Raw genomic sequence first — 21,326 nt, forward strand, 5'->3', positions numbered from 1 at the left:
GGGCAGGTGGTGGAGAATGCACGCTGGCAATCCGGTGCTGTTTCGACATTCAGGTTTCCTCGGCACATCGCTCTTTTGCCATAGGACAGATCTCGCCGTGCACCCGACTTTCACCATCCGCATTCATGACAGCCTCGAAGGTTTGTCGGCCGAATGGCCTGCAGGAGGGCCGCTTTCGCCGGCGGAGGCCCGTTATCATGTTTTCCAAACGAAGACATTCCTCGACGTCTGGCGGGCGACCTTCGGGCGGTCCCGCGGCGCACGCGTCTGCCTGGTCGAGGTACGCGACGCGTCGGGCAATCCGGTTATCTTCATTCCGCTCTGCATCAGGGCAAGCAAGGGTGCGAAAATCCTCGGCTTCATCGATGAGGGCGCGGCGGATTATAATGCGCCGATCCTTTTCCCCGTGCCGTGGGAATGGTCGCGGCCCCTGGCGGAGCAACTCTGGGAAGCGGTCGTTGCCGCACTGCCACGCTTCGACGTGCTCATACTCGACAAGATGCCGGGGGATGTCGAGGGACTGACCAATCCGCTGCATCTGATCTCCGATGGGCCGAACGACGTATCCTGCCATGGGACCGATCTGCGCCGTCCATGGACGGATATCCAGAAGGCGCAACCGCAGCACAAGACCCTTATGAGGAAGATACGCAACCTTGAGCGCATCGCGCCCTGCCAATATGTCATCGCCTCCGGAAAGGCCGAAAGGGACGAAATCGTCCATGCGCTTCTCAAGCAGAAGCAGCGCCGTTTCGTGGAAACCCATGTTCCCGGCTTCGACGCGGAACCGGATAAACGGGCGTTCTTCGAGGAAGGAACGGACATATTCGCTGAAGCCGGCATGCTGCATCTATCGGCCATCAAGGTCGGAGACGAGATCGTCTCGACACTTTGGGGGCTCGTGCACGGCAAACGCTATTACGGGATTTTGATGAGCTTCGAAGCCGGAGAGTGGGCCAAATATTCGGTCGGCCATATCGTCAATTACCGGACGCTCGAATGGCTTCATCAAAATGGCTTCGAATACATGGATCATGGCATCGGCGACGAGCCGTGGAAGCTCGATCACTGCGAGATCACGGTCCCACTTTCCAAAAAGACCGGTACTCGCACCTGGCGCGGAGGTCTCTATATCAGCCGGATGCGGGCGATTGAGCGGCTGCGCGGCACGCGGTTCTGGCAGAAGGTGCGTCCGCTGAAATGGACGGCGCTGCGCGCGATCCGCAAGCGTGCATGAGAGCACCGCCTGAACAATGTCGAGCACACCGATGATATCCGCCTTTACCGGCCATTAACCCTAATCATTCGATAAGAGCATGGAGATAATGACATGCGACGATCCCGGCGAGGTGGGGCGGCAATCCCAAACGGCTTGCGCAGCGGCAGGGTTTCAAGTGGTGCAGAGGTTTAAGCGGTGCAGACAAGGCGCATTTTCCTGACGGCTCTCGGCATGATGGCTCTTACCATCGGCGGATGCGCCAGCTATCGCCCTGCGCCCGCCGCCTTCCACGAGGCGCTCAACCGGCCCTATATGCTCGATGCCGGCGACCGGCTGCGCATCACCGTCTTCGAGCAGGCCGATCTCACCAACACCTATAGCGTCGATCCCTCCGGCTATATCGCCTTTCCGCTCGCCGGCAAGGTGCCGGCCCGCGGCCGCACCTTGCAGCAACTCGAGGCGGCGATCGCCGCCAAGCTGCGCAACGGCTTTTTGCGCGATCCTGACGTTTCCGTCGAGATCGACCGCTACCGTCCGGTGTTCATCATGGGCGAAGTCGGCGCGGCCGGGCAATATTCCTATGTGCCGGGCATGACCGCGCAAAAGGCCATCGCCGCCGCCGGCGGCTTTTCGCCGCGCGCCAACCAGAGCGATGTCGACATCACAAGGCAGTTCAACGGCAAGATCATCACAGGCCGCGTCCTCATCACCGATCCCCTCCTGCCAGGCGACACCATCTATGTCCGCGAACGCCTGTTCTAGGGTGCGTTATCTCCTGAAGCTCTCGGCGAAGAGCCGGTTCAAATCGGCAACCACATTGCGCGCGCTATCTCCACGCAAAAGCCCCTCGTTAAGGCGGTCGGAGCCTGCCTCCTGAAAGGCCATATAGCCATCATGGCGCGCGCGCACCCAGGCGCCTTCCAGCGTCGCGCGCGTGGCGATGTAAAAATCGCTCGTCGCTCCGTTCACCGTCTCGTCTTCCCATGCAGCGGCGTGTCCCGGCTGACCGCCGGAGGCCGCATAGAGTCCACGCTGCACATCCGCGCTGGCGATCCAATAGGCGAAATCGATGGCTTCGGCCTGCCGCTTCGAGAAAGCCGAAACGGCGATGCCGGTGCCGCCAAGCGCCGAACCGACCGGGCCGGCATTACCAGTTACCGGAATATCGGCGAAGCGGATCGTAGCGGGGCGGAAGCCTGGAATAGCGTAATTGACGTAGCCATAGATCAAAGGCGAGCAGACGAAGGACGAGTCCGCTTCCGCCATCCTTTCGAGAATCGCGATCGGATCCATCTCGAAACAGGAGGGATGGACCAGTGCCGCGATCTCCCGCAGCATCTCGAACACGGCGCATCCCGCTTCAAGGCCGATGAGATCGCCGGGACCGTCGTCGGCGCAGGGGTGGCCGAGATTGCCGCTCAGGGTGAAGAAGCTCATCAGCGAATGGGGCGGACGCAGAGGCAGGAGCACGCAGCCCTGCCGGGCCAGTTCCAGCACCTCGGCCCATCGGGCAGGCGCGGTCGGTAGGCGATCCGGGCGCCAGGCCTGGACCTGCGTCGCCGCATCGATGGGAAAGGCCCATTGGCGACCCTGCCAATGATAGCTCGGAAAGGATTTTCCGACGCTCGCCGATGCAAGGGCTGCGAGATCCTCTCCGCGGCCGGCGATATCGAGCGGCGCCAGGCACCCTTCCCCGGTGATCTGGCCGACATGCGGATGATCGATGACGATCAGATCGTAAGCCTTGGCCAGTTCCTCCACGGGAAAACTTTCGAAATCCTGCAGCGAGCGCTTGTCCCATTCGATCGCAACACCGGTCTTTTCCTGCCACAGGCGGGAACATGCGACCATCGGGTCATAGCCGCGCGGATGGCTCCAGGTCATGCCTTTCAGCGTGACCGGGCTCATAGACCGAACTCCGCGCGAATAGCCGCGCTCTGTTCGCCGATCCTCGGCGCGGCGCGGGTGAAGTTCGGCCGCACGCCGTCGATCCGGAGCGGCGAACGCGTGGTCTGGATCGTGACGTCGTCGTCGCGCTTTACCGTCTGCAGCATATCGAGAACCTTGAACCCGTCGCTTTCGAGCAGTTCATTCCAGTCGAGCACCTTGGCGCACCAGATATCGGCCGGCTCGAGAATGGCCAACCATTCCTCTACAGTCTTGGTGACGATCCTGGCCGCAATCTTCGCCTTGATATCGTCACGCGCCGTGAACCAACTCGACGGATCGTCGCGATAGGGCGCGAGCTCATCCATTTCAAGCAGATCGGCAAGCTTGGAGATCGGCGTCATGGCGATGGCGAGATAGCCATCGGCTGCGTGATAAACGCCATAGGGCGCGGAGAGGTAGGCATGGGCGCTTCTGAATTCCGAGCGCTTCGGCAGCCGCCGGCCATCATTGAGATAGGTTGTCAGCACCTCGAACTGCAGGTCGATCAACACTTCGAGCAGGCTCGTCTCGACATGGGCGCCCTTGCCGGTGATGCCGCGGCGGACCAGCGCGGCGAGAATGCCCTGCGCCGCAGCCGCGCCGGCCAGCATGTCGCCGATGGCAAGACCGAAGGGCACCGGTCCCTGGGCTTCATCGCCATTGAGCCACATCACGCCGGAGCGCGATTGCGCCAGGAGGTCCTGACCCGGGCGCTTCACCCACGGCCCCTCCTCGCCATAACCGCTGATCGACGCATAGACGAGGCGCGGATTGATATTCCTGACCGTTTCATAGTCGAGGCCGAGGCGCTCGATGACGCCGGGCCGGAAATTCTGGATGAGAACGTCGGCTTTGGCCAGGAGCTTGCGCAGCGCCGCCAGATCGTCTGCGTTTTTCAGGTCGATCGCCAGGCTTTCCTTGGCCCGGTTGATGGCATGAAAGATGGTGGAATCCCCACCGATCTCGGTGTCGCTCAGATAGAGCCGGCGCGAAAGGTCGCCGCCATCGGGCCGCTCGATCTTGATGACGCGCGCGCCCAGGTCCATCAGACGCAGCGAGCAGTAGGGGCCTGATAGGAACTGGCTCATATCGACGACGAGAAGCCCCGTCAGCGGCAATTCGGTATCTCTGGTCATGTGCTTGATCCTGTCTCCCGGTCCGTCCGGCAATAGCGGCCTGATTCCTGGCGAGGATTGTTGGGGACCATACAGATCACGTCATCCATGAAGAGATGCTTCATAGATTTCAGCGGTGGTCACCATAAGGCTCAGCGTGGGTGCCAAGATACTTCCTCCCATATCTTCGTTTATGAATACTATTTTCACATATGGGTTTTGGCAAGAGGAAGCCCGCCAGGAATCATGCTATTTGCACCGCCAGGCACAAACAGGCTCGACACTCCCGAGGGAACGGGATCGATAGCGGCAGTGTGGGAATGGTGTGGAGGGCTCAGAAAATCTTCTGGCCGAAGAGGCTGCTCACCAGTTCGACGAGCAGATAGGCGCTCTTGCCGCGATCATCGAGGAACGGATTGAGTTCGACGATATCGAGTGATGTGACGAGCCCGCTATCGTAAAGCATTTCCATGGCGACATGCGCCTCGCGATAGGTGCCGCCGCCACGGACGATTGTTCCGGTGCCCGGCGCGATGTCGGGGTCGAGAAAATCCGTATCGAAGCTGACATGCAGCAAGCCATCGGCCCCGCTCACCGTCTCGATGATGCGCTTCATCAGCGCAACGATACCGTGCTCGTCGATGGAGCGCATGTCAAAGACATTGACGCCGGCTTTGGTCAGTTCGGCGCGTTCATCCAGATCGATCGACCTGATGCCGCACATGAAGACATGTTCGGGGGCGACGACAGGCCTGTCATCCGGCAATATGCCTGAGAAGCCATCGACGCCGCAGAAGAACGCTACCGACATGCCGTGCATATTGCCCGAGGGCGAGGTGACCGGCGTGTTGAAATCCGCATGCGCATCCATCCAGAGGACGAAGAGCTTGCGGCCCTGTTCCTCGGCATGGCGCGCCGCACCGGCCACCGTGCCCATGGAAAGGCTGTGATCGCCGCCGAGAAAGATCGGCATCCTGCCGTCCTTCAGCGTCTCGTAAGCGGCACGGTCGAGCGTTCGGGTCCAGCCGCCGATCAGGGCGGCATTCCTGGCCAATCCCGGCAAGGTGAATCCGGAGAGATTTTCGGGCGCGAGATTTCCCCGGTCCTCCACGGTGTGGCCGAGCTTTTCGAGCGCCGGCTGGATGCCGGCAAGGCGCAGCGCCGCCGGACCCATGGCACAGCCGAGCCTTCCCGCGCCTTCCTCGACAGGTGCGCCCAGGAGAACGATATTCTTGTGGTCGATCTGGCTGATCATGGCTATTCTGTTGCGCGTTGCGCCCGCATTTCTGCGAGCGTTCATCGCAGAAGCAGGGCCATCTTCCAATTGAAAATTCGTGTTGCGTGATTAATTTTAAGAGGTAAGCGCCGGAGCCGGGCGCGCCGCCGCAGAACTGGTTTTCGCGAGGAGCCCGAAAAGGTCGCGCGGGTCGGCCGGCTCGGCGATCAGGTCGATATCCCTGTAAAAGCGCGTGCCCTGCACCATGTCGCGGACGAAGCGGAGGGCGGAAAAATCCTCGACCGCGAAACCGACGGAATCAAAGAGCGTGATCTGTCTTGGTGAGACACGTCCCGACTTTTCGCCGGTGATCACCTGCCATAGCTCCGTCACGGGATGGTCGGCATCAAGTTGCTGGATCTCGCCTTCTATCCGGGTCTGGTCAGGGAACTCGACGAAGATATCCGATCTCAGCAGAATGTCGCGATGCAGTTCCGTCTTGCCCGGGCAATCGCCGCCGACCGCGTTGATATGCACGCCGGCGCCGATCATGTTGTCGGAAAGAATGGTCGCCCGCTTTTTATCGGCGGTGACGGTGGTGATGATATCGGCGCCGACAACCGCCTCTTCGGCGCTCTGGACCCGCGTGATGCGGACGCCCGACTGCGCCATGTTGCGCAGGAATTTCGGGTAGGCTGCGGGGTCGATATCGAAGACGCGAAGCTCAGCTATGTCCAGAATGGCCTTGAAGGCCAGCGCCTGGAACTCGGCCTGGGCTCCCATACCGATCAGCGCCATTACCTTCGCATCCTTCCGGGCAAGATATTTCGCCGCCATCGCCGAGGTCGCCGCCGTGCGCAGCGCTGTGGCGATGGTCATTTCGGAGATGAATTCGGGATAGCCGGTGGCGACATCGGCAAGCAGGCCGAACGCCGTCACCGTCTGCAATCCATGGACGGGATTTTGCGGATGGCCATTGACGTATTTGAAGCCGTAGAGATCGTGATCGCTGGTCGGCATCAGCTCGATGACGCCATTATCGGAATGCGAGGCGATGCGCGGCGTCTTGTCGAACTCGTTCCAGCGGACGAAGTCCTGCTCGATATAGGCGACCAGCTTGCGAAACAGGCTATTCAATCCGATCGACCCGACAAGATCGATCATGTTCTGCGTCCCGACAAACTGAACCATCTGCGTCCTGCCCTCACCATCCGTAAGTTTCTATCGTCAGGGTATGGGCGCGGAATTTTAAAAGAAATGCTAAATAATTTTAAGATTCGGCATTTCTTTACTAATATTGCATATCGATATTGAGCATTTTAACAGAAGAGCTGACGATGGACGATCTCGATAGCCGACTCATAGCGGCGCTCAGGCAAGACGGGCGGGCGCCGCTTTCCAAACTGGCCGATATTCTCGCGGTCTCGCGCGGGACCGTACAGAACAGGCTCGACCGGCTCGTCGCCAATGGCGTCATCCTCGGCTTCACCGTACGCGTCAAAGACATGGCCGGCAGCGATCGCATCAGGGCGATCATGCTGATCGAGGTCGTCGGCCGCAACACGCACCAGGCCATCCAGAGCCTCCGGAAAAATCCGGAGATCCTTTCTCTTCATACGACCAACGGCGCCTGGGACCTCGTCGCCGAAATCGAGGTGGCAAGTCTCGTCGATTTCGATCGGGTGCTGAATTCGGTGCGCCTCATCGACGGCATCGCCCGCTCCGAGACCAGCCTGCTGCTGGCCCCCGCCTAGAGTCTTTCAGACAAAAGCGGCGACTTTCGCCGCTGCCATACAGCAACTCTATTGCCGGCCTGAGGTACCTCGCCATCTCCACTGCCCTCGGCGGTGCAGAATGGCTCGAAATCCCGCGTCTCACCAAATCGAGCAAATTTCCCATTTTGCAAATCATTCGCAGTTGCAAGTTTTGCGAAAGTGTATAACCTTACAATTGAGAATGAAATGCAATTGCAAAATTTGACTGTCCCACCATTCACAGTGGGCAATGCATAGTGAGGAAAGCTTGGATATGTTCGATCGCATCAGACGCCACATACTTGCGGGCATCGCCGGAGCCTTGGCCTTGGGCCTCATGGCGGGCGTTCCCCAGGCCCAAAGTGCGCAGGCCCAGTCGAAATTCAAGGTGGTGACCACCTTTACCGTGATCGCCGATATGGCCGGAAACGTCGCGGGCGATGCGGCCATCGTGGAATCGATCACCAAGCCCGGCGCCGAAATCCATAATTATCAGCCGACGCCGCGCGACATCGTCAAGGCCCAGGATGCACAGCTGATTTTATGGAACGGGCTCAATCTGGAACGCTGGTTCGAGCGGTTCTTCCAGAATTTCGAAGGGGTTCCGGGCGTCGTGGTCTCTGATGGTATCGAGCCGATGGGCATCGCCGATGGGCCCTATGCCGGAAAGCCCAATCCCCATGCATGGATGTCGCCCAGGAATGCGCTGATCTATGTCGACAATATCCGCGACGCCTTCGTCAAATACGACCCCGATAATGCCGCGACCTATGAGGCGAATGCCGAGGCCTACAAGAAGAAGATCATGGATACGATCGGGCCGATCCAGGCGAAGCTCGACGCCATTGCGCCGGAAAAGCGCTGGCTGGTCACCAGCGAAGGCGCGTTCAGCTATCTCGCCCGCGATTTCGGCCTCAACGAGCTCTATCTCTGGCCGATCAATGCCGACCAGCAGGGCACGCCGCAGCAGGTGCGCAGGGTGATCGATGCGGTCAAAGCCAACGGGATTGCCGTCGTCTTCAGCGAAAGCACCGTATCCCCCAAGCCCGCCCAGCAGGTGGCGCGGGAGACGGGCGCGAAATATGGCGGTGAACTCTATGTCGATTCGCTGAGCGAGCCGGACGGCCCGGTTCCGACCTATATCGAGCTCCTGCGCGTGACCTCCGACAGGATCGCAAAGGGACTTGCCGAATGAACGCACGGATCATGCCGTTCGCCTCTCCTGCGCCCGGCGATGCCGGCGCAGGACTTGCCGTGAGAGATCTGACGGTCACCTATCGCAATGGCCATACGGCGCTCCACGATGCCAGTTTCGACATTCCGACGGGCACGATCAGTGCGCTTGTCGGGGTCAATGGCAGCGGAAAGTCGACGCTCTTCAAGGCGATCATGGGCTTTGTCCGTCCGGCGAAAGGGACGATCTCCATTCTCGGCCAGCCGGCAGGCCAGGCGCTGAAGAAGAATGTCGTCGCCTATGTGCCGCAAAACGAGGATGTCGACTGGAATTTTCCGGTTCTGGTCGAGGACGTCGTCATGATGGGCCGCTACGGCCATATGAACATGATGCGCATGGCAAAGGCGCGCGACCATGAAGCCGTTGCGGCGGCGCTGGAGCGGGTCGGCATGAGCGAGTTCCGCAAGCGGCAGATCGGTGAACTCTCGGGCGGCCAGAAAAAGCGCGTCTTCCTTGCGCGTGCGCTGGCGCAGGACGGACGCGTCATCCTGCTCGACGAACCTTTCACCGGTGTCGATGTCAAGACGGAGGACGCGATCATCGAGCTCCTGCGGTCGCTGCGCGACGAGGGCCGTGTGATGCTGGTTTCGACGCACAATCTCGGCAGCGTGCCGGAATTCTGCGACCGGACGATCCTCTTGAACCGGACCGTTCTTGCTTTTGGCCCGACGGCACAGATCTTCACGCAGGAAAACCTGGAAAGGACATTCGGCGGCGTGCTTCGCCATTTCGTCCTCGGCCAGCCGGAAGCGGGAAAGAGGCAGGGGCTCAATGTGATCACCGACGACGAGCGGCCGCTTGTGTTTTATGACGACAAGCCAGCCACACGCGGGTCGCTCGACGGCAAGAAGGCACCGAAGTGATGGCCGTTCTCCTGGAGCCGTTCTCCTACAACTATATGGTCAACGCCATGTGGGTCAGCGCGCTTGTCGGCGGCGTTTGTGCCTTTCTTTCGGCCTATCTGATGCTCAAGGGCTGGTCGCTGATCGGCGATGCGCTTTCCCATTCCATCGTGCCAGGCGTCGCAGGGGCCTATATGCTCGGCCTGCCGTTTTCCATCGGCGCCTTCTTCTCCGGCGCGCTTGCGGCCGGCGCCATGCTGTTCCTCAACCAGCGCACGCGGTTGAAGGAGGATGCCATCATCGGGCTGATTTTCACCTCGTTCTTCGGACTGGGGCTGTTCATGATGTCGCTGTCGCCGGCCTCGGTGAACATCCAGACCATCATTCTGGGCAACATCCTCGCGATTACACCAGCAGATACGCTGCAACTCGCGATCATTGGCTTTGTCTCGCTCGCTGTGCTGCTATTCAAATGGAAAGATTTGATGGTGACGTTCTTCGATGAGAACCATGCGCGCTCCATCGGCCTCAACCCGACGCTTTTGAAGATCGTCTTCTTCACGCTGCTTTCGGCCTGCACGGTAGCGGCTCTCCAGACGGTTGGCGCATTCCTGGTCATCGCCATGGTGGTCACCCCAGGTGCGACCGCCTATCTCCTGACCGATCGCTTTCCAAGGCTGCTGATCATCAGCGTGGCCATCGGCGCAATCACCAGTTTCTCCGGCGCCTATATCAGCTATTTCCTCGATGGCGCCACGGGCGGCATCATCGTCGTCGAACAGACGCTGATCTTTCTCGTGGCGTTCTTCCTGGCGCCCAAGCATGGCATGCTCGCGGCGCGGCGCCGCGCGGCGAGTGCGCTGGAGGGCATGAGATGAGCCTTTTCGATACGCTCTTCCAGCCGTTCCAGTTCGAATTCATGCGCTATGCGCTGGTGATTTCCGTGCTCGTCGCCATTCCGACGGCGCTTCTCTCCTGCTTTCTCGTGCTCAAGGGCTGGTCGCTGATGGGAGATGCCATCTCGCATGCCGTCTTTCCCGGCGTCGTGGTCTCCTACATCATCGGCGTGCCCTTCGCGATCGGCGCGTTCGTGGCGGGCATGTTCTGCGCGCTTGCCACCGGTTTCCTGAAGGAAAACAGCCGCATCAAGCAGGATACCGTGATGGGTGTGGTCTTCTCCGGCATGTTCGGCCTCGGCATCGTGCTCTACACCAAGATCCAGTCGGATGTGCATCTGGACCATATATTGTTCGGCGACATGCTGGGCATCGGCCCGCGGGATATCCTCGAAACCGGCATCATCGCCGCAGTCACAGTCGGCATCATCGCCGTCAAATGGCGCGATCTGCTGCTGCACGCCTTCGATCCGGTGCAGGCAAAGGTCGTGGGCCTGCCGGTACGGCTCCTGCATTACGGCCTGCTCGCAATCATATCGCTGACCATCGTCGGCGCATTGAAGGCGGTCGGCATCATCCTCGCCATCGCCATGCTGATCGCGCCCGGCGCCATCGCCTTCCTGCTGACGCGCGCCTTCGGCCCGATGCTGCTGCTTTCGATGATTATTGCAGTGCTTGCGTCCTTCTTCGGCGTCTATCTCAGCTTCTTCATCGACAGCGCGCCGGCGCCGACCATCGTCCTCCTGATGACGATCGCCTTCATCGGCGCATTCTTCTTCTCGACCAGGAAAGCCGCGCGGCAGGAAATGCGGCGGTTGGGTGCCGAAGAAAATTCTCCCATCAGCTGATCCGTGCGGATCTGGCCAATAACGACTATATTGGAGGCAGACAGAGTCCCGGAATTTGAAAGCAAGCGCCGGAGTGTTTGTCCTTACGGCTAGCGATAGAAAGGTGGACCAAGAGCAATTGAAGGATGAAAGCAATGAACCTTGTCGCCAAACTTGCACCTGTCACACCCGCCGAGCGCGATCCGCGCTGGACGGCGCTGGTCAACCGCGATCCGGCTTTTGACGGAAAATTCGTCTATTCGGTGCGGACAACCGGCGTCTACTGCCGCCCGACATGCCCATCCCGTCTGGCCAAGCCGGAGAACATCGCCTTCCACGCCGATTGCGCGGAGGCCGAAAAGGCGGGCTTCAGGCCCTGCCTGCGTTGCCGGCCCAATGAGGCGTCTCGGGCCCAGCGCCATGCGGCCATCGTCGCCGATGCATGCCGCAGGATTGAAGCCTCGGAAGAACTGCCGGCGCTGGACGCGCTTGCCGGGACGGCAGGCATCAGCCCCTACCACTTCCATCGCCTCTTCAAGTCGATCACGGGATTGACGCCAAAAGCCTATGGCGTAGCGCATCGCGCCCACCGCATCCGCGGCCATCTCTCAGAGGGCAAGGGCAGCGTCACCGAAGCGATCTACGATGCCGGCTTCAGTTCGAGCAGCCGTTTCTACGAGACCTCAAACAAGGTTCTCGGCATGACGCCAAGCGCGTTTCGCGCCGGTGGAGTGGAGGCGGAGATCAAATTCGCCATCGCGGAATGTTCGCTGGGCGCCATTCTGGTGGCAACAAGCGGGAAAGGCGTCTGCGCCATTCTTCTGGGCGATGATCCGGATGCGCTTGCGCGCGACCTGCAGGACAAGTTCCCCAAGGCCAATCTGATCGGCGGCGACGCTGAATTCGAGGCGCTGGTGTCGAAGGTGGTCGGCTTTGTTGAAGCGCCGGCGATCGGCCTCGACCTGCCGCTCGATTTGCGCGGTACGGCATTCCAGGAGCGCGTCTGGCAGGCGCTACGCGATATTCCGGCGGGCGAGACGGCGAGCTACAGCCAAATCGCCACACGCATCGGCGCGCCTAGGGCGGTCAGGGCCGTGGCCCAGGCCTGCGCCGCCAATGCCATCGCCGTGGCGATCCCCTGCCACCGCGTGGTGCGGCATGATGGCGGCCTTTCGGGTTATCGCTGGGGGGTGGAGCGCAAGCGGGCGCTGCTGCAGAGGGAAAGCGGGGTGTAGAGCGTTCCTGTTTTAATGGAATCGCGAGGCACCCCCCTCTGCCCTGCCGGGCATCTCCCCCACAAGGGGGGAGATGCCCGGCAGGGCAGAGGGGGGTGGTGCTCAAGCACCGACCTGATCACCCCCGCAAAACACCACCCGTCTGCTTGCCGACATTTTCAACGATTCGCTTTGCCAGACCGTCCAGATCCTCATCCGTCAGCGTGCGCTCCTGCGGCTGGATCGCTACCTCGATGGCGATGGATTTTTTATCCTCACCGAGGGCCGGGCCTTCGAATATGTCGAATATCTGCACGCCTGATATCAGCTTGCGATCTGCAGCGCCTGCCGCGCGCAGCACGGAGGCCGCCTCGACCGATTTATCCACCACGAAAGCGAAATCGCGGCGCACCGTCTGGAACGCCGAGAGCGTGAGCGGCGGCTTGGTGCGTGTCGGCTTTTGTTTCGGCTCCGGAATAGCATCGATGAACACTTCGAAGCCGCAGAGCACGCCGCTGACATCGAGCGTTTCCAGCGTTTTGGGATGGAATTCGCCGAAATAGCCGAGAACCACCTTCGGGCCGAGCTTGATCGTGCCGGAGCGGCCCGGATGATACCAGGACGGCCCGCCCGCCTCGATCTGCACCCGGTCGACCGGCGCGCCGCAGGCTTCCAGCACCGCCAGCGCATCGGCCTTGGCATCGAACACATCCACCGGAGCGGCATTCCCGGCCCAATGGCGGCCGGTGGCGGCGAGCTTCGCCGTACCGCGGCGCACACCGCCTGCGACGCGGCGCTGGCCGTCGGGCATGCTGCTCTCATAGGTGCCGGACACTTCGAACAGCGCCAGATCGTTGAAACCGCGATCCGCATTGCGCTGCGCGCCAGAGAGCAGCCCCGGCAGCAGCGAGGGCCGCATATCGGACATATCGGCGGCGATGGGGTTGGCGAGCTTGAGTTCCGCCGCGCCGCCGCCGAAGGCTTTGGCATGGGCAGCCGGAATGAACGACCATGTCACCGCCTCCATCATGCCGCGTGCCGCCAATGCGCGTTTGGCAGCACGGGTGCGAATCTGCAGCACGGTCAGGATCTTGCCGTTGACCGAAGCGTGGCGCGGCAGAGGCTGCGGCGCGATGTTGTCGACGCCGTGAATGCGCATCACTTCCTCGACCAGATCGGCCTTGCCATCGACATCGGGCCGCCACGACGGGACCAGAACATCCACGATATCGCCATCGCCTTGCGGCGCGAAGCCGAGGCGCTTGAGGATATCGAGGCTTTCGGCTTTCGCCACTTCGATGCCGGTGAGGCGTTTCACCTCGGAAACCGGGAAAGTGACCAGCTTGGGTTCGTGACCGGCATAGCCCGCGACTTTGGCCTCGGTAGGCGTGCCGCCGCACAGATCGAGCACCATATGGGTTGCCAGTTCCAGCCCCGACACCATGAATTCCGGATCGACGCCGCGCTCGAAGCGATAGCGCGCATCGGTGATGATGCCGAGTTCGCGACCGGTACGGGCGATGTTGCCCGGATTCCAGAGCGCCGATTCGATCAGCACATCGGTGGTGTTTTCGTCACAGCCGGAATGCTCAGCCCCCATGATTCCGGCAATCGATTCGATACCGTTATCATCGGAGATGACGCAAATCTGGTCGTTGAGCTTGTATTCGCGCCCATCGAGCGCCAGCACCGTCTCGCCGTCGCGCGCGCGGCGCACCACAAGATCGCCCTTGACCTTGGCCGCGTCGAAGACATGCAGCGGACGGCCCCGGTCGAAGGTGATGTAATTGGTGATATCGACCAGCGCATTGATCGGGCGAAGGCCTATTGCCGTGAGCCGCTGCTGCAGCCATTTCGGGCTCGGGCCGTTCTTCACGCCCCTGACCAGGCGCAGCGCGAAGCCGGGGCAGAGATCCGGCGTCTCGATCGTCAGCTTGACCGGCGTTGGCCCCTCGCTCTTGACCGGGGCGACAGTGCCGTCCTTGAGCGTGCCCAGACCAGCTGCCGCGAGATCGCGGGCGATGCCGTAGACGCCGGTCGCGTCCGGGCGGTTCGGCGTCAGGTTTATCTCGATGACCGGATCGTCAAGCCCGGCATAGGCGGCGAAGCTTGTCCCGACCGGCGCGTCGGCGGGCAGGTCGATGATGCCATTATGCTCATCCGACATCTCAAGCTCGCGTTCGGAGCACATCATGCCATGACTCTCGACGCCCCTGATCTTGCCCACCGATAGGGTCACATCGAGGCCCGGCACATAGGCTCCGGGCGGCGCGAAAACGCCGATCAGACCCGCGCGGGCATTCGGCGCGCCGCAGACCACCTGAATGGGCTTGCCGTCGCCGGTATCGACAGCGAGCACCTGCAACTTGTCGGCATCCGGATGCCGTTCCGCCGTCAATACTCTTGCGATCCTGAAGGGCTCCAGCGCCGCTTTGTCATCGACGGCTTCGACCTCAAGGCCGATCATCGTCAGCGTCTCAACGATCTGTTCGAGCGGGGCGTCGGTATCGAGATGATCCTTGAGCCAGGAGAGTGTGAATTTCATGGTTTTTTCACTTCTTGGTAAGTGCTATCTGGTGCCTTATGTCGTAAAGCATATCGTATATCTCTCTGAACTCCCTTTCGTACCCAGGCACTTCTATGTGATCTGGAAAAAGTTCTACATCGGATATATCCTGTCTAATCGCCTCCTCCATCTCGGATAGTCGCTCATATACAGAACCGATGGTGATATTTTCGCCATCTGGTATGTTCAGACGCAACAAACTGGTAAGAGGATTTTCTAGAGGATGCTTTGATTTCTCGACTTTTTTAATTTGCTTCTTCATAGCCTCTCTGGCTTCATCGACACTTATCAGATCAGTGTGATCGACATGAATTGTACGCGTGTTTGCTATGTCGAACGGAATTTTTTCTTTTGAATCAATCAATTGAATGAAGGGCTTCTGAGAAGCATGGCGAACAGCTAATTCATAAAAAACATTGGGATTCCCACCTGTCAGATCTGCAATCACGAGATCATCAGATACTACTCGGCGAATTATTTGAGACGTGATCAAGCCAGGCTCATCAATTTCGTCTGCTCTCTGAACGGAATATCCTAGTTCTTCCACTGTTGGTCGGACCAAATACCTCAGTATTTTATCCGATCGGTCACGAACATCAGACTTCGGAACACCGATTGGGGCAACGAAGAAGCAACTCTTTGCCGTTTTTTCCATGAATGCCGTCATACTAGCCCCCTTATTTCAACGATTAGCTGCTCAGCCCACCGAACAGCGTCGGCATGTCGAGTGGGCGGAAGCCGTAGTGTTGCAGCCAGCGGACATCGGCGTCGAAGAAGGCGCGCAGATCAGGCATGCCGTATTTCAGCATGGCGATGCGGTCGATTCCCATGCCCCAGGCGAAGCCTTGATATTCATCCGGATCGAGGCCACAAAAGCGCAGCACATTGGGGTGCACCATGCCGCAGCCGAGGATCTCCATCCAGTCGTCGCCTTCACCGAACCTGACTTCGGTTCCCGAGCGGTCGCACTGAATATCGACTTCCATCGATGGTTCGGTAAACGGGAAGAAGGACGGGCGGAAGCGCATCTTCAGCGACGGCACCTCGAAGAACGCCTTGCAGAACTCCTCCAGCACCCATTTCATGTTGGCGACATTGGCCGTTTTGTCGATCACCAATCCCTCGACCTGATGGAACATCGGCGAATGGGTCGCGTCGGAATCCATGCGGTAGGTCTTGCCGGGAATGACGATGCGGATCGGCGGTTTTTGCGTTTCCATGGTGTGAATTTGCACCGGCGAGGTGTGGGTGCGCAGAAGCTTGCGCTCGCCCTTTTCATCCGGGTTGAAGAAGAAGGTGTCGTGCATCTCGCGCGCCGGATGGCCTTCGGGGAAATTCAGCGCAGTGAAATTGTAATAATCCGTCTCGATGTCAGGACCTTCGGCGATAGCGAAGCCCATGTCGGCGAAGATCGCGGTGATCTCGTCGATAACCTGGCTGATCGGGTGGATACGGCCCCGCTCCACAGGCGATGCGCGCACGGGCAGCGTGACGTCGACCTTCTCGGTTTCGAGGCGGGCGGTGATCGCCACATCGCGCAACTCCGCCTTGCGCAGGCCCAGCGCCTCGGTGACGCGGGTTTTCAGCCCGTTAATGGCCGGTCCTTGCGTTTGGCGCTCCTCCGGCGACATGCTGCCGAGCGATTTCAGTTTTTCCGAAATCGAACCTTTCTTGCCAAGAGCCGCGACCCTGACGGCCTCGATGGCCTGCTCGTCTTGCACCGCGGCGATCTCAGCCAGAAGGGACTGTTCCAGTTCAGCGATATCGGACATGAGTCAAGTTCCGTGAGTTTAGAGGTTGCCATGGTTTAATTGAAACGCTGGCAGGATAAAGCTCCTTGTTCTGCCGTCATTCTCGGGCTTGTCCCGAGAATCTGCCGACAAGAAAAAGAAAAGCAATTACCGTCCTGATAGCGCAGCAGATTCTCGGGACAAGCCCGAGAATGACGGCCAGAGGGGGATGCTGTTTCAAGTTAGTTCTGACAACCTCTAGCGGGTAAGAAGCGAAAAACCCGCGCGAGCCTTAAGCCAGCGCGGGTTCTCCAAACAGTACCGATTTTGCTTTGGGAGAGGCGACTGGCTTAATGGACAGCGCCTTCAAAAGCGTTCGGCGTGGTATCTTTCAGATATTCGAGCGCCTTCTTGGCCTCAACGACCAGCGCGCCGAATGCTTCCGGCTCGTGGATCGCGAGATCCGACAGAACCTTGCGATCGACTTCGATGCCGGTCTTGGAAAGACCATCGATGAAGCGGCCATAGGTCAGTCCATGCTCACGCACGGCGGCGTTGATGCGCTGGATCCACAAAGCGCGGAAAGAGCGCTTGCGATTCTTGCGGTCGCGATAGGCATATTGCTTCGAGCGATCGACAGCAGCCTTGGCGGCGCGGATGGTGTTCTTGCGGCGGCCACGGAAACCCTCGGCCTGCTTGAGAACCTTCTTGTGCTTGGCATGGGACGTTACGCCCCGTTTTACGCGTGCCATGATATGATCTCCTTAAATCTAGGTTCGGCTCAAAGGCCGTTCGGCAGGAACTTCTTCACGATCTTGGCATCGGGTTCTGCGAGAACCATCGTGCCGCGTGCATCGCGAATGAACTTGTTCGAGCGCTTGATCATGCCATGGCGTTTGCCGGCGGCAGCGGCCTTGACTTTGCCGGTGGCGGTGATCTTGAACCGCTTCTTGGCAGAAGATTTGGTCTTCATCTTGGGCATTTTGCTACTCCTTTTTTGAGGTCCCTGTCGTTCCTTCGGAACTCCACACCTCTTGTTTTTACTGTTCCGAGCCGACCAAAGCCCGAAAAGCATAAGAAACCGCCACGGCATGCCCTGCCGGGCGGTTCGAACGCGGCCTTATAGGCACAAAGCCGGAGAAATGCAAGGGATGAACGCGTCCGCGCTGTCAATAAAGCCGCAGCAGAACGGGCAGGATATGCACTCCCTGAAGATACTCGACGAACTCGAAGAAGGGATAGGCGATGAAGAATACGAGGCCGTCGAAAAGGGTGCGGTAGATTCTGTCAGGCTTCACCGTCAGCTCGGCACGGTCCGAGAACAGCGAAAAGCGCGGGAAGAAGCGGGGCACTTCGGCCAGATAGGTGCGGTAGCTTTCGCCGAAGGTCTTTTCCAGATAGCCTTCCTCGGCGCGGATCACCACCAAGAAGGCGAAATAGCAAAGCACCGCGAAACCCAGGGTGATAGTAACGCTTCCGGTCATCGCGCCGATGCCGGCCGCACCAATCGTACTGAAGACATAGAGCGGATTGCGGCTGACGGAGTACGGGCCATAACGGACAATTTCGGCGCTCTTGCGCCCACCTATATAAAGTGTGCACCACATACGCCCGACAATGGCGAGCACGATGAAGCTAAGCCCGAATACTTCCACATATTCATGGAACGCGTTGTCCTGCCCTACCGCACGCACGAACAGGAGCGCGAAAACCATAAGTCCGATCAGCAGGGCAATAACGATGCGCCTGCGCTGTTGGAACCGGCCCATATCACTCAATGTGCGCATGCTGGAATTCCCCGCCGATAAAATTGATAATTGCCGCTTCTTGGCGCACTTCATGGGCAATTTGTGGCGAAACCGCCAAATCTCCCACAGGCAACAAAAAAGCCGCCCAAGGGCGGCTTTTCGGAAGGTATGCTGCCAGCCGGATTATTGACGCGGTGCAAGCACCATCATCATCTGGCGGCCTTCGAGACGCGGCTCGGCCTCGACCTTGGCGATCTCCACGGTGTCCTCCTTGACGCGATCCAGGAGCTTCATGCCGAGTTCCTGGTGGGCCATTTCGCGGCCACGGAAGCGCAGCGTGAACTTGACCTTGTCGCCTTCCTCGAAGAAGCGCCCGGCAGCCTTCATCTTCACCTCATAATCATGGGTGTCGATGTTCGGCCGCATCTTGATTTCCTTGATCTCGACCGTCTTCTGCTTCTTACGCGCTTCGGCGGCTTTTTTCTGGTTCTGGTATTTCAGCTTGCCGAGATCGACGATCTTGCACACCGGAGGCTCGGCGTTCGGCACGATCTCGACGAGATCGAGCCCCGCCTCCTCGGCAAGCGCTAAGGCTTCCTGAATGGTGACGTCGCCGTGGTTTTGACCTTCGGCATCGATAAGCTGAACCCGGGGAACCCGGATATCTCGGTTGGAGCGCGGTCCGTCTTTCTGGACCGGCGCCGCTCTGAACGGTCGGCGAATGGTCGTTATCTCCTGAACTGTTTCACTTGGTATTCTTTATCCCACATGGTCATGCCTGACACATAACCGCGCTCTCGGCGGAGATGTCGCCAAGCAGGCGCGGATGTCAATAGCATCTTTCTGACGAGAAATCACCCCCGCGAGCGAAACCTCTCATTTGCCCGCGATAAGTGAAATATCGGTCACTATACTAGGCATTTCAAGTCCGCAGCGCGCCATCAGGCCGGATCGAGGGTTTTCAAGCCAGCCAAATGCATGGCACAAGCAGGCACAGGGGCGGAAAGCATATCCGCAGCAAGAAGAGGAGACGATCGATGGACGCTGCAGCACCGGATTTCCTTGATGTGAACGGGGTAAGGATCGCCGTGCAGCATCGTCCGGGGAACACGGCGCCCGGCATCGTCTGGCTCGGCGGCTACCGTTCCGACATGATGGGCGGCAAGGCGTTGCATCTCGATCAATGGGCGGCGGAGACGGGCCATGCCTGCCTGCGCCACGATTATTCCGGCCACGGCCAGTCCGGCGGTGATTTTAATGACGGCACCATCTCGCGCTGGCTGGACGAAAGCCTCGCGGTCTATCGCCGCTTTGCCTCGGGTCCGCAGATATTGATCGGCTCCTCCATGGGGGCATGGATCGCGCTGCGCATGGCGCAGGAATTGCGCGGATCCGGCAACGCGCCCGCCGGCATCGTCCTGATCGCGCCGGCTCCGGATTTCACCGTTGCGCTGGTCGAGCCGCAAATGACCGACGGCCAGCGGCGTGACCTCGCCGAAAAGGGCTCTTTCGAGAAGCCGTCGGACTATTCGCCCAACCCTTATGTCTATACGCGGGCATTGATCGAGGATGGCCGCCGGAACCTGGTGCTGAAAGGCATCATCGAGACCGGCTGCCCGGTTCACATCCTGCAGGGCATGGAAGACGCCGATGTGCCCTATCGCCACGCGCTCACGCTCGTCGAGCACCTGCCGATGGACGATGTGACGCTGACGCTGGTGCGCGACGGCGATCATCGCCTGTCGCGACCGCAGGATCTCGAGCTTCTCACCCTGACTGTTTCAGCGCTCGGCGAGCGCATCGCTTCATCACAACCCGGAAACTGACATCATGCGCCTTTCCGTGATCGCTTCCGCCAGCGTTGCCGCCTTCGTCGGCTTCGGCGGCACATTGGCTCTCATCATCGCCGCGGCGCAGGCGCTGGGGGCGACCCAGGCCGAAACCGCGAGCTGGGTCACGGCACTCTGTCTTGCCCTGGCGGCGTCCTCGGTCTGGCTGAGTTGGCGCTACAGGATGCCGATCATCACCGCATGGTCGACGCCGGGGCTGGCGCTGATCGGCGCGAGCGTTGGATTCACGATGCAGGAGGCTGTCGGCGCATTCATCGTCACCGCGATCGCCATCATCATAACAGGGCTGGTCAAGCCGATCTCGACGCTGGTGTCGCGCATTCCGGCCTCCGTCGCGTCGGGCATGCTGGCCGGCATCCTGATGAGCTTCGTCATCGGCGCGGCGAAGACGCTGCCGGTCGACCCGGTGCTGGTCCTGCCGCTGGTGGCGCTGTTCTTCATCATCCGGCTGTTCAATCCGGCGATGGCCGTGCTGACGGTGCTCTTTGCCGGTATCATCTTCGCGCTCGCGGCGGGCCGTGTGCCGGAGCTCCCGGCACCCGAACTCTCGACGCTGACCTGGATCAGCCCGGTTTTCCGCGCAAACGCGATCATCGGCCTGGCGCTGCCGCTTTATCTCGTCACGATGGCCTCGCAGAACCTGCCGGGTTTCGCCGTGCTGCGCGCGGCGGGCTACGAGCCGCCGACCGGCCCCTGCCTACAGGTGACGGGTCTCCTGTCGCTTCTGATCGCGCCTTTCGGGGCGCATACCACCAATATGGCGGCGATATCGGCGGCGCTCTGCACCGGACCGGACGCGCATCCCGATGCGAAGCGGCGCTGGCTGACCGGCCCCGCCTATGGCCTGTGCTATCTGATCTTCGCCATCTTCGGTGCGTCGCTTGTGGCTCTCTTCGCCGTGCTTCCGGTCGTGCTGATCGTGCTGATCGCCGGGCTGGCGCTCATCGCCCCGTTCATCAACGCCATGGTGCTGGCGCTGAAGACTGAAGACGAGCGGCTGGCGGCAATCGTCACTTTCGCCGTCACCGCCTCCGGCATCACGGTCGGCGGTATCGGCTCCGCCTTCTGGGCACTGGTCGCCGGCCTCGCCGTCGCGGCGCTCGAACATGGCAAAAGAGCAGCAGCAACCGTGAAACGGAAGCAATCGGCCTGATAAGCGCGACCAGAAATCGTACAATCCCTTCTT

At 60.2% G+C, this 21,326-nt stretch carries 21 protein-coding genes; 10 read left to right on the forward strand and 11 right to left on the reverse strand.

Annotation, left to right across the window (positions count from 1 at the left end; translation table 11 throughout):
- Positions 1 to 16 precede the first annotated feature (16 nt).
- Positions 17 to 1,237: a GNAT family N-acetyltransferase gene (locus C5748_RS06895; protein WP_158259821.1), complete on the forward strand. Its 1,221-nt coding sequence runs from the start codon at positions 17 to 19 to the stop codon at positions 1,235 to 1,237.
- 213 nt (positions 1,238 to 1,450) lie between these two features.
- Complete coding sequence (locus tag C5748_RS06900) at positions 1,451 to 1,981, forward strand: polysaccharide biosynthesis/export family protein (protein WP_105741382.1); 531 nt, start codon at positions 1,451 to 1,453, stop codon at positions 1,979 to 1,981.
- Positions 1,982 to 1,987: 6 nt separating this feature from the next.
- On the opposite strand, the gene C5748_RS06905 is transcribed toward C5748_RS06900, so the two are convergent.
- The 4 genes from C5748_RS06905 to C5748_RS06920 all read right to left on the reverse strand — a co-directional run bounded on the left by C5748_RS06905 (position 1,988) and on the right by C5748_RS06920 (position 6,670).
- Entirely contained in the window at positions 1,988 to 3,127 is a 1,140-nt protein-coding gene (locus C5748_RS06905; RefSeq protein ID WP_105741198.1) for an ABC transporter substrate-binding protein, read from the reverse strand.
- A complete protein-coding gene (locus C5748_RS06910) occupies positions 3,124 to 4,284 on the reverse strand; it encodes a CaiB/BaiF CoA transferase family protein (RefSeq protein WP_105741199.1) in 1,161 nt (386 codons plus the stop codon). Before C5748_RS06910 ends, C5748_RS06905 begins: the two co-directional genes overlap by 4 nt.
- Before the next feature lie 313 nt (positions 4,285 to 4,597).
- Positions 4,598 to 5,518, reverse strand: a complete 921-nt coding sequence (gene rocF, locus C5748_RS06915) for an arginase (protein WP_105741383.1) — start codon at positions 5,516 to 5,518, stop codon at positions 4,598 to 4,600.
- A gap of 96 nt (positions 5,519 to 5,614) precedes the next feature.
- Entirely contained in the window at positions 5,615 to 6,670 is a 1,056-nt protein-coding gene (locus C5748_RS06920) for an ornithine cyclodeaminase (protein WP_105741200.1), read from the reverse strand.
- A 146-nt stretch (positions 6,671 to 6,816) separates the two neighbouring features.
- Here C5748_RS06920 and C5748_RS06925 point away from each other — a divergent pair, with 146 nt between their 5' ends.
- The 6 genes from C5748_RS06925 to ada all read left to right on the forward strand — a co-directional run bounded on the left by C5748_RS06925 (position 6,817) and on the right by ada (position 12,267).
- Positions 6,817 to 7,233, forward strand: a complete 417-nt coding sequence (locus C5748_RS06925) for an Lrp/AsnC family transcriptional regulator (protein WP_105741201.1) — start codon at positions 6,817 to 6,819, stop codon at positions 7,231 to 7,233.
- 274 nt (positions 7,234 to 7,507) lie between these two features.
- The gene (locus tag C5748_RS06930) at positions 7,508 to 8,428 is read left to right on the forward strand and encodes a metal ABC transporter substrate-binding protein (protein WP_105741202.1); all 921 of its coding nucleotides are present in this window, start codon (positions 7,508 to 7,510) and stop codon (positions 8,426 to 8,428) included.
- Complete coding sequence (locus C5748_RS06935) at positions 8,425 to 9,330, forward strand: manganese/iron ABC transporter ATP-binding protein (RefSeq protein WP_105741203.1); 906 nt, start codon at positions 8,425 to 8,427, stop codon at positions 9,328 to 9,330. The genes C5748_RS06930 and C5748_RS06935 overlap by 4 nt, the downstream gene beginning before the upstream one ends.
- On the forward strand, positions 9,327 to 10,187 hold the full coding sequence (locus C5748_RS06940) for a metal ABC transporter permease (RefSeq protein ID WP_105741204.1): 861 nt from the start codon (positions 9,327 to 9,329) through the stop codon (positions 10,185 to 10,187). The genes C5748_RS06935 and C5748_RS06940 overlap by 4 nt, the downstream gene beginning before the upstream one ends.
- Positions 10,184 to 11,053, forward strand: coding sequence for a metal ABC transporter permease (locus C5748_RS06945; RefSeq protein WP_105741205.1), 870 nt, complete (start codon positions 10,184 to 10,186; stop codon positions 11,051 to 11,053). Before C5748_RS06940 ends, C5748_RS06945 begins: the two co-directional genes overlap by 4 nt.
- A 134-nt stretch (positions 11,054 to 11,187) precedes the next feature.
- Positions 11,188 to 12,267: a bifunctional DNA-binding transcriptional regulator/O6-methylguanine-DNA methyltransferase Ada gene (ada, locus tag C5748_RS06950; RefSeq protein ID WP_105741206.1), complete on the forward strand. Its 1,080-nt coding sequence runs from the start codon at positions 11,188 to 11,190 to the stop codon at positions 12,265 to 12,267.
- A gap of 118 nt (positions 12,268 to 12,385) precedes the next feature.
- On the opposite strand, the gene pheT is transcribed toward ada, so the two are convergent.
- From pheT to infC, 7 genes are all read right to left on the reverse strand, one after another.
- Complete coding sequence (pheT, locus tag C5748_RS06955) at positions 12,386 to 14,791, reverse strand: phenylalanine--tRNA ligase subunit beta (protein WP_105741207.1); 2,406 nt, start codon at positions 14,789 to 14,791, stop codon at positions 12,386 to 12,388.
- A gap of 7 nt (positions 14,792 to 14,798) precedes the next feature.
- On the reverse strand, positions 14,799 to 15,479 hold the full coding sequence (locus C5748_RS06960; RefSeq protein ID WP_105741208.1) for a hypothetical protein: 681 nt from the start codon (positions 15,477 to 15,479) through the stop codon (positions 14,799 to 14,801).
- A 22-nt stretch (positions 15,480 to 15,501) separates the two neighbouring features.
- Positions 15,502 to 16,584, reverse strand: coding sequence for a phenylalanine--tRNA ligase subunit alpha (gene pheS / locus C5748_RS06965; RefSeq protein WP_105741209.1), 1,083 nt, complete (start codon positions 16,582 to 16,584; stop codon positions 15,502 to 15,504).
- Positions 16,585 to 16,892: 308 nt separating this feature from the next.
- On the reverse strand, positions 16,893 to 17,294 hold the full coding sequence (gene rplT, locus C5748_RS06970; protein ID WP_105741210.1) for a 50S ribosomal protein L20: 402 nt from the start codon (positions 17,292 to 17,294) through the stop codon (positions 16,893 to 16,895).
- 29 nt (positions 17,295 to 17,323) lie between these two features.
- The gene (gene rpmI, locus C5748_RS06975) at positions 17,324 to 17,524 is read right to left on the reverse strand and encodes a 50S ribosomal protein L35 (protein WP_105741211.1); all 201 of its coding nucleotides are present in this window, start codon (positions 17,522 to 17,524) and stop codon (positions 17,324 to 17,326) included.
- Positions 17,525 to 17,711: 187 nt separating this feature from the next.
- Positions 17,712 to 18,329, reverse strand: a complete 618-nt coding sequence (locus C5748_RS06980) for a methyltransferase family protein (RefSeq protein ID WP_105741212.1) — start codon at positions 18,327 to 18,329, stop codon at positions 17,712 to 17,714.
- A 144-nt stretch (positions 18,330 to 18,473) separates the two neighbouring features.
- A complete protein-coding gene (gene infC / locus C5748_RS06985; protein WP_105741213.1) occupies positions 18,474 to 19,013 on the reverse strand; it encodes a translation initiation factor IF-3 in 540 nt (179 codons plus the stop codon).
- 314 nt (positions 19,014 to 19,327) lie between these two features.
- Between infC and C5748_RS06990 the strand changes: the two genes are divergently transcribed.
- Both C5748_RS06990 and C5748_RS06995 read left to right on the forward strand, forming a co-directional pair.
- Positions 19,328 to 20,116: an alpha/beta hydrolase gene (locus tag C5748_RS06990; protein WP_105741214.1), complete on the forward strand. Its 789-nt coding sequence runs from the start codon at positions 19,328 to 19,330 to the stop codon at positions 20,114 to 20,116.
- Between the two features lie 4 nt (positions 20,117 to 20,120).
- Positions 20,121 to 21,293, forward strand: a complete 1,173-nt coding sequence (locus tag C5748_RS06995) for a benzoate/H(+) symporter BenE family transporter (protein WP_105741215.1) — start codon at positions 20,121 to 20,123, stop codon at positions 21,291 to 21,293.
- Positions 21,294 to 21,326: the final 33 nt, after the last annotated feature.

It is taken from the genome of Phyllobacterium phragmitis (genome assembly GCF_002980495.1).
GTDB lineage: Bacteria > Pseudomonadota > Alphaproteobacteria > Rhizobiales > Rhizobiaceae > Paramesorhizobium > Paramesorhizobium phragmitis.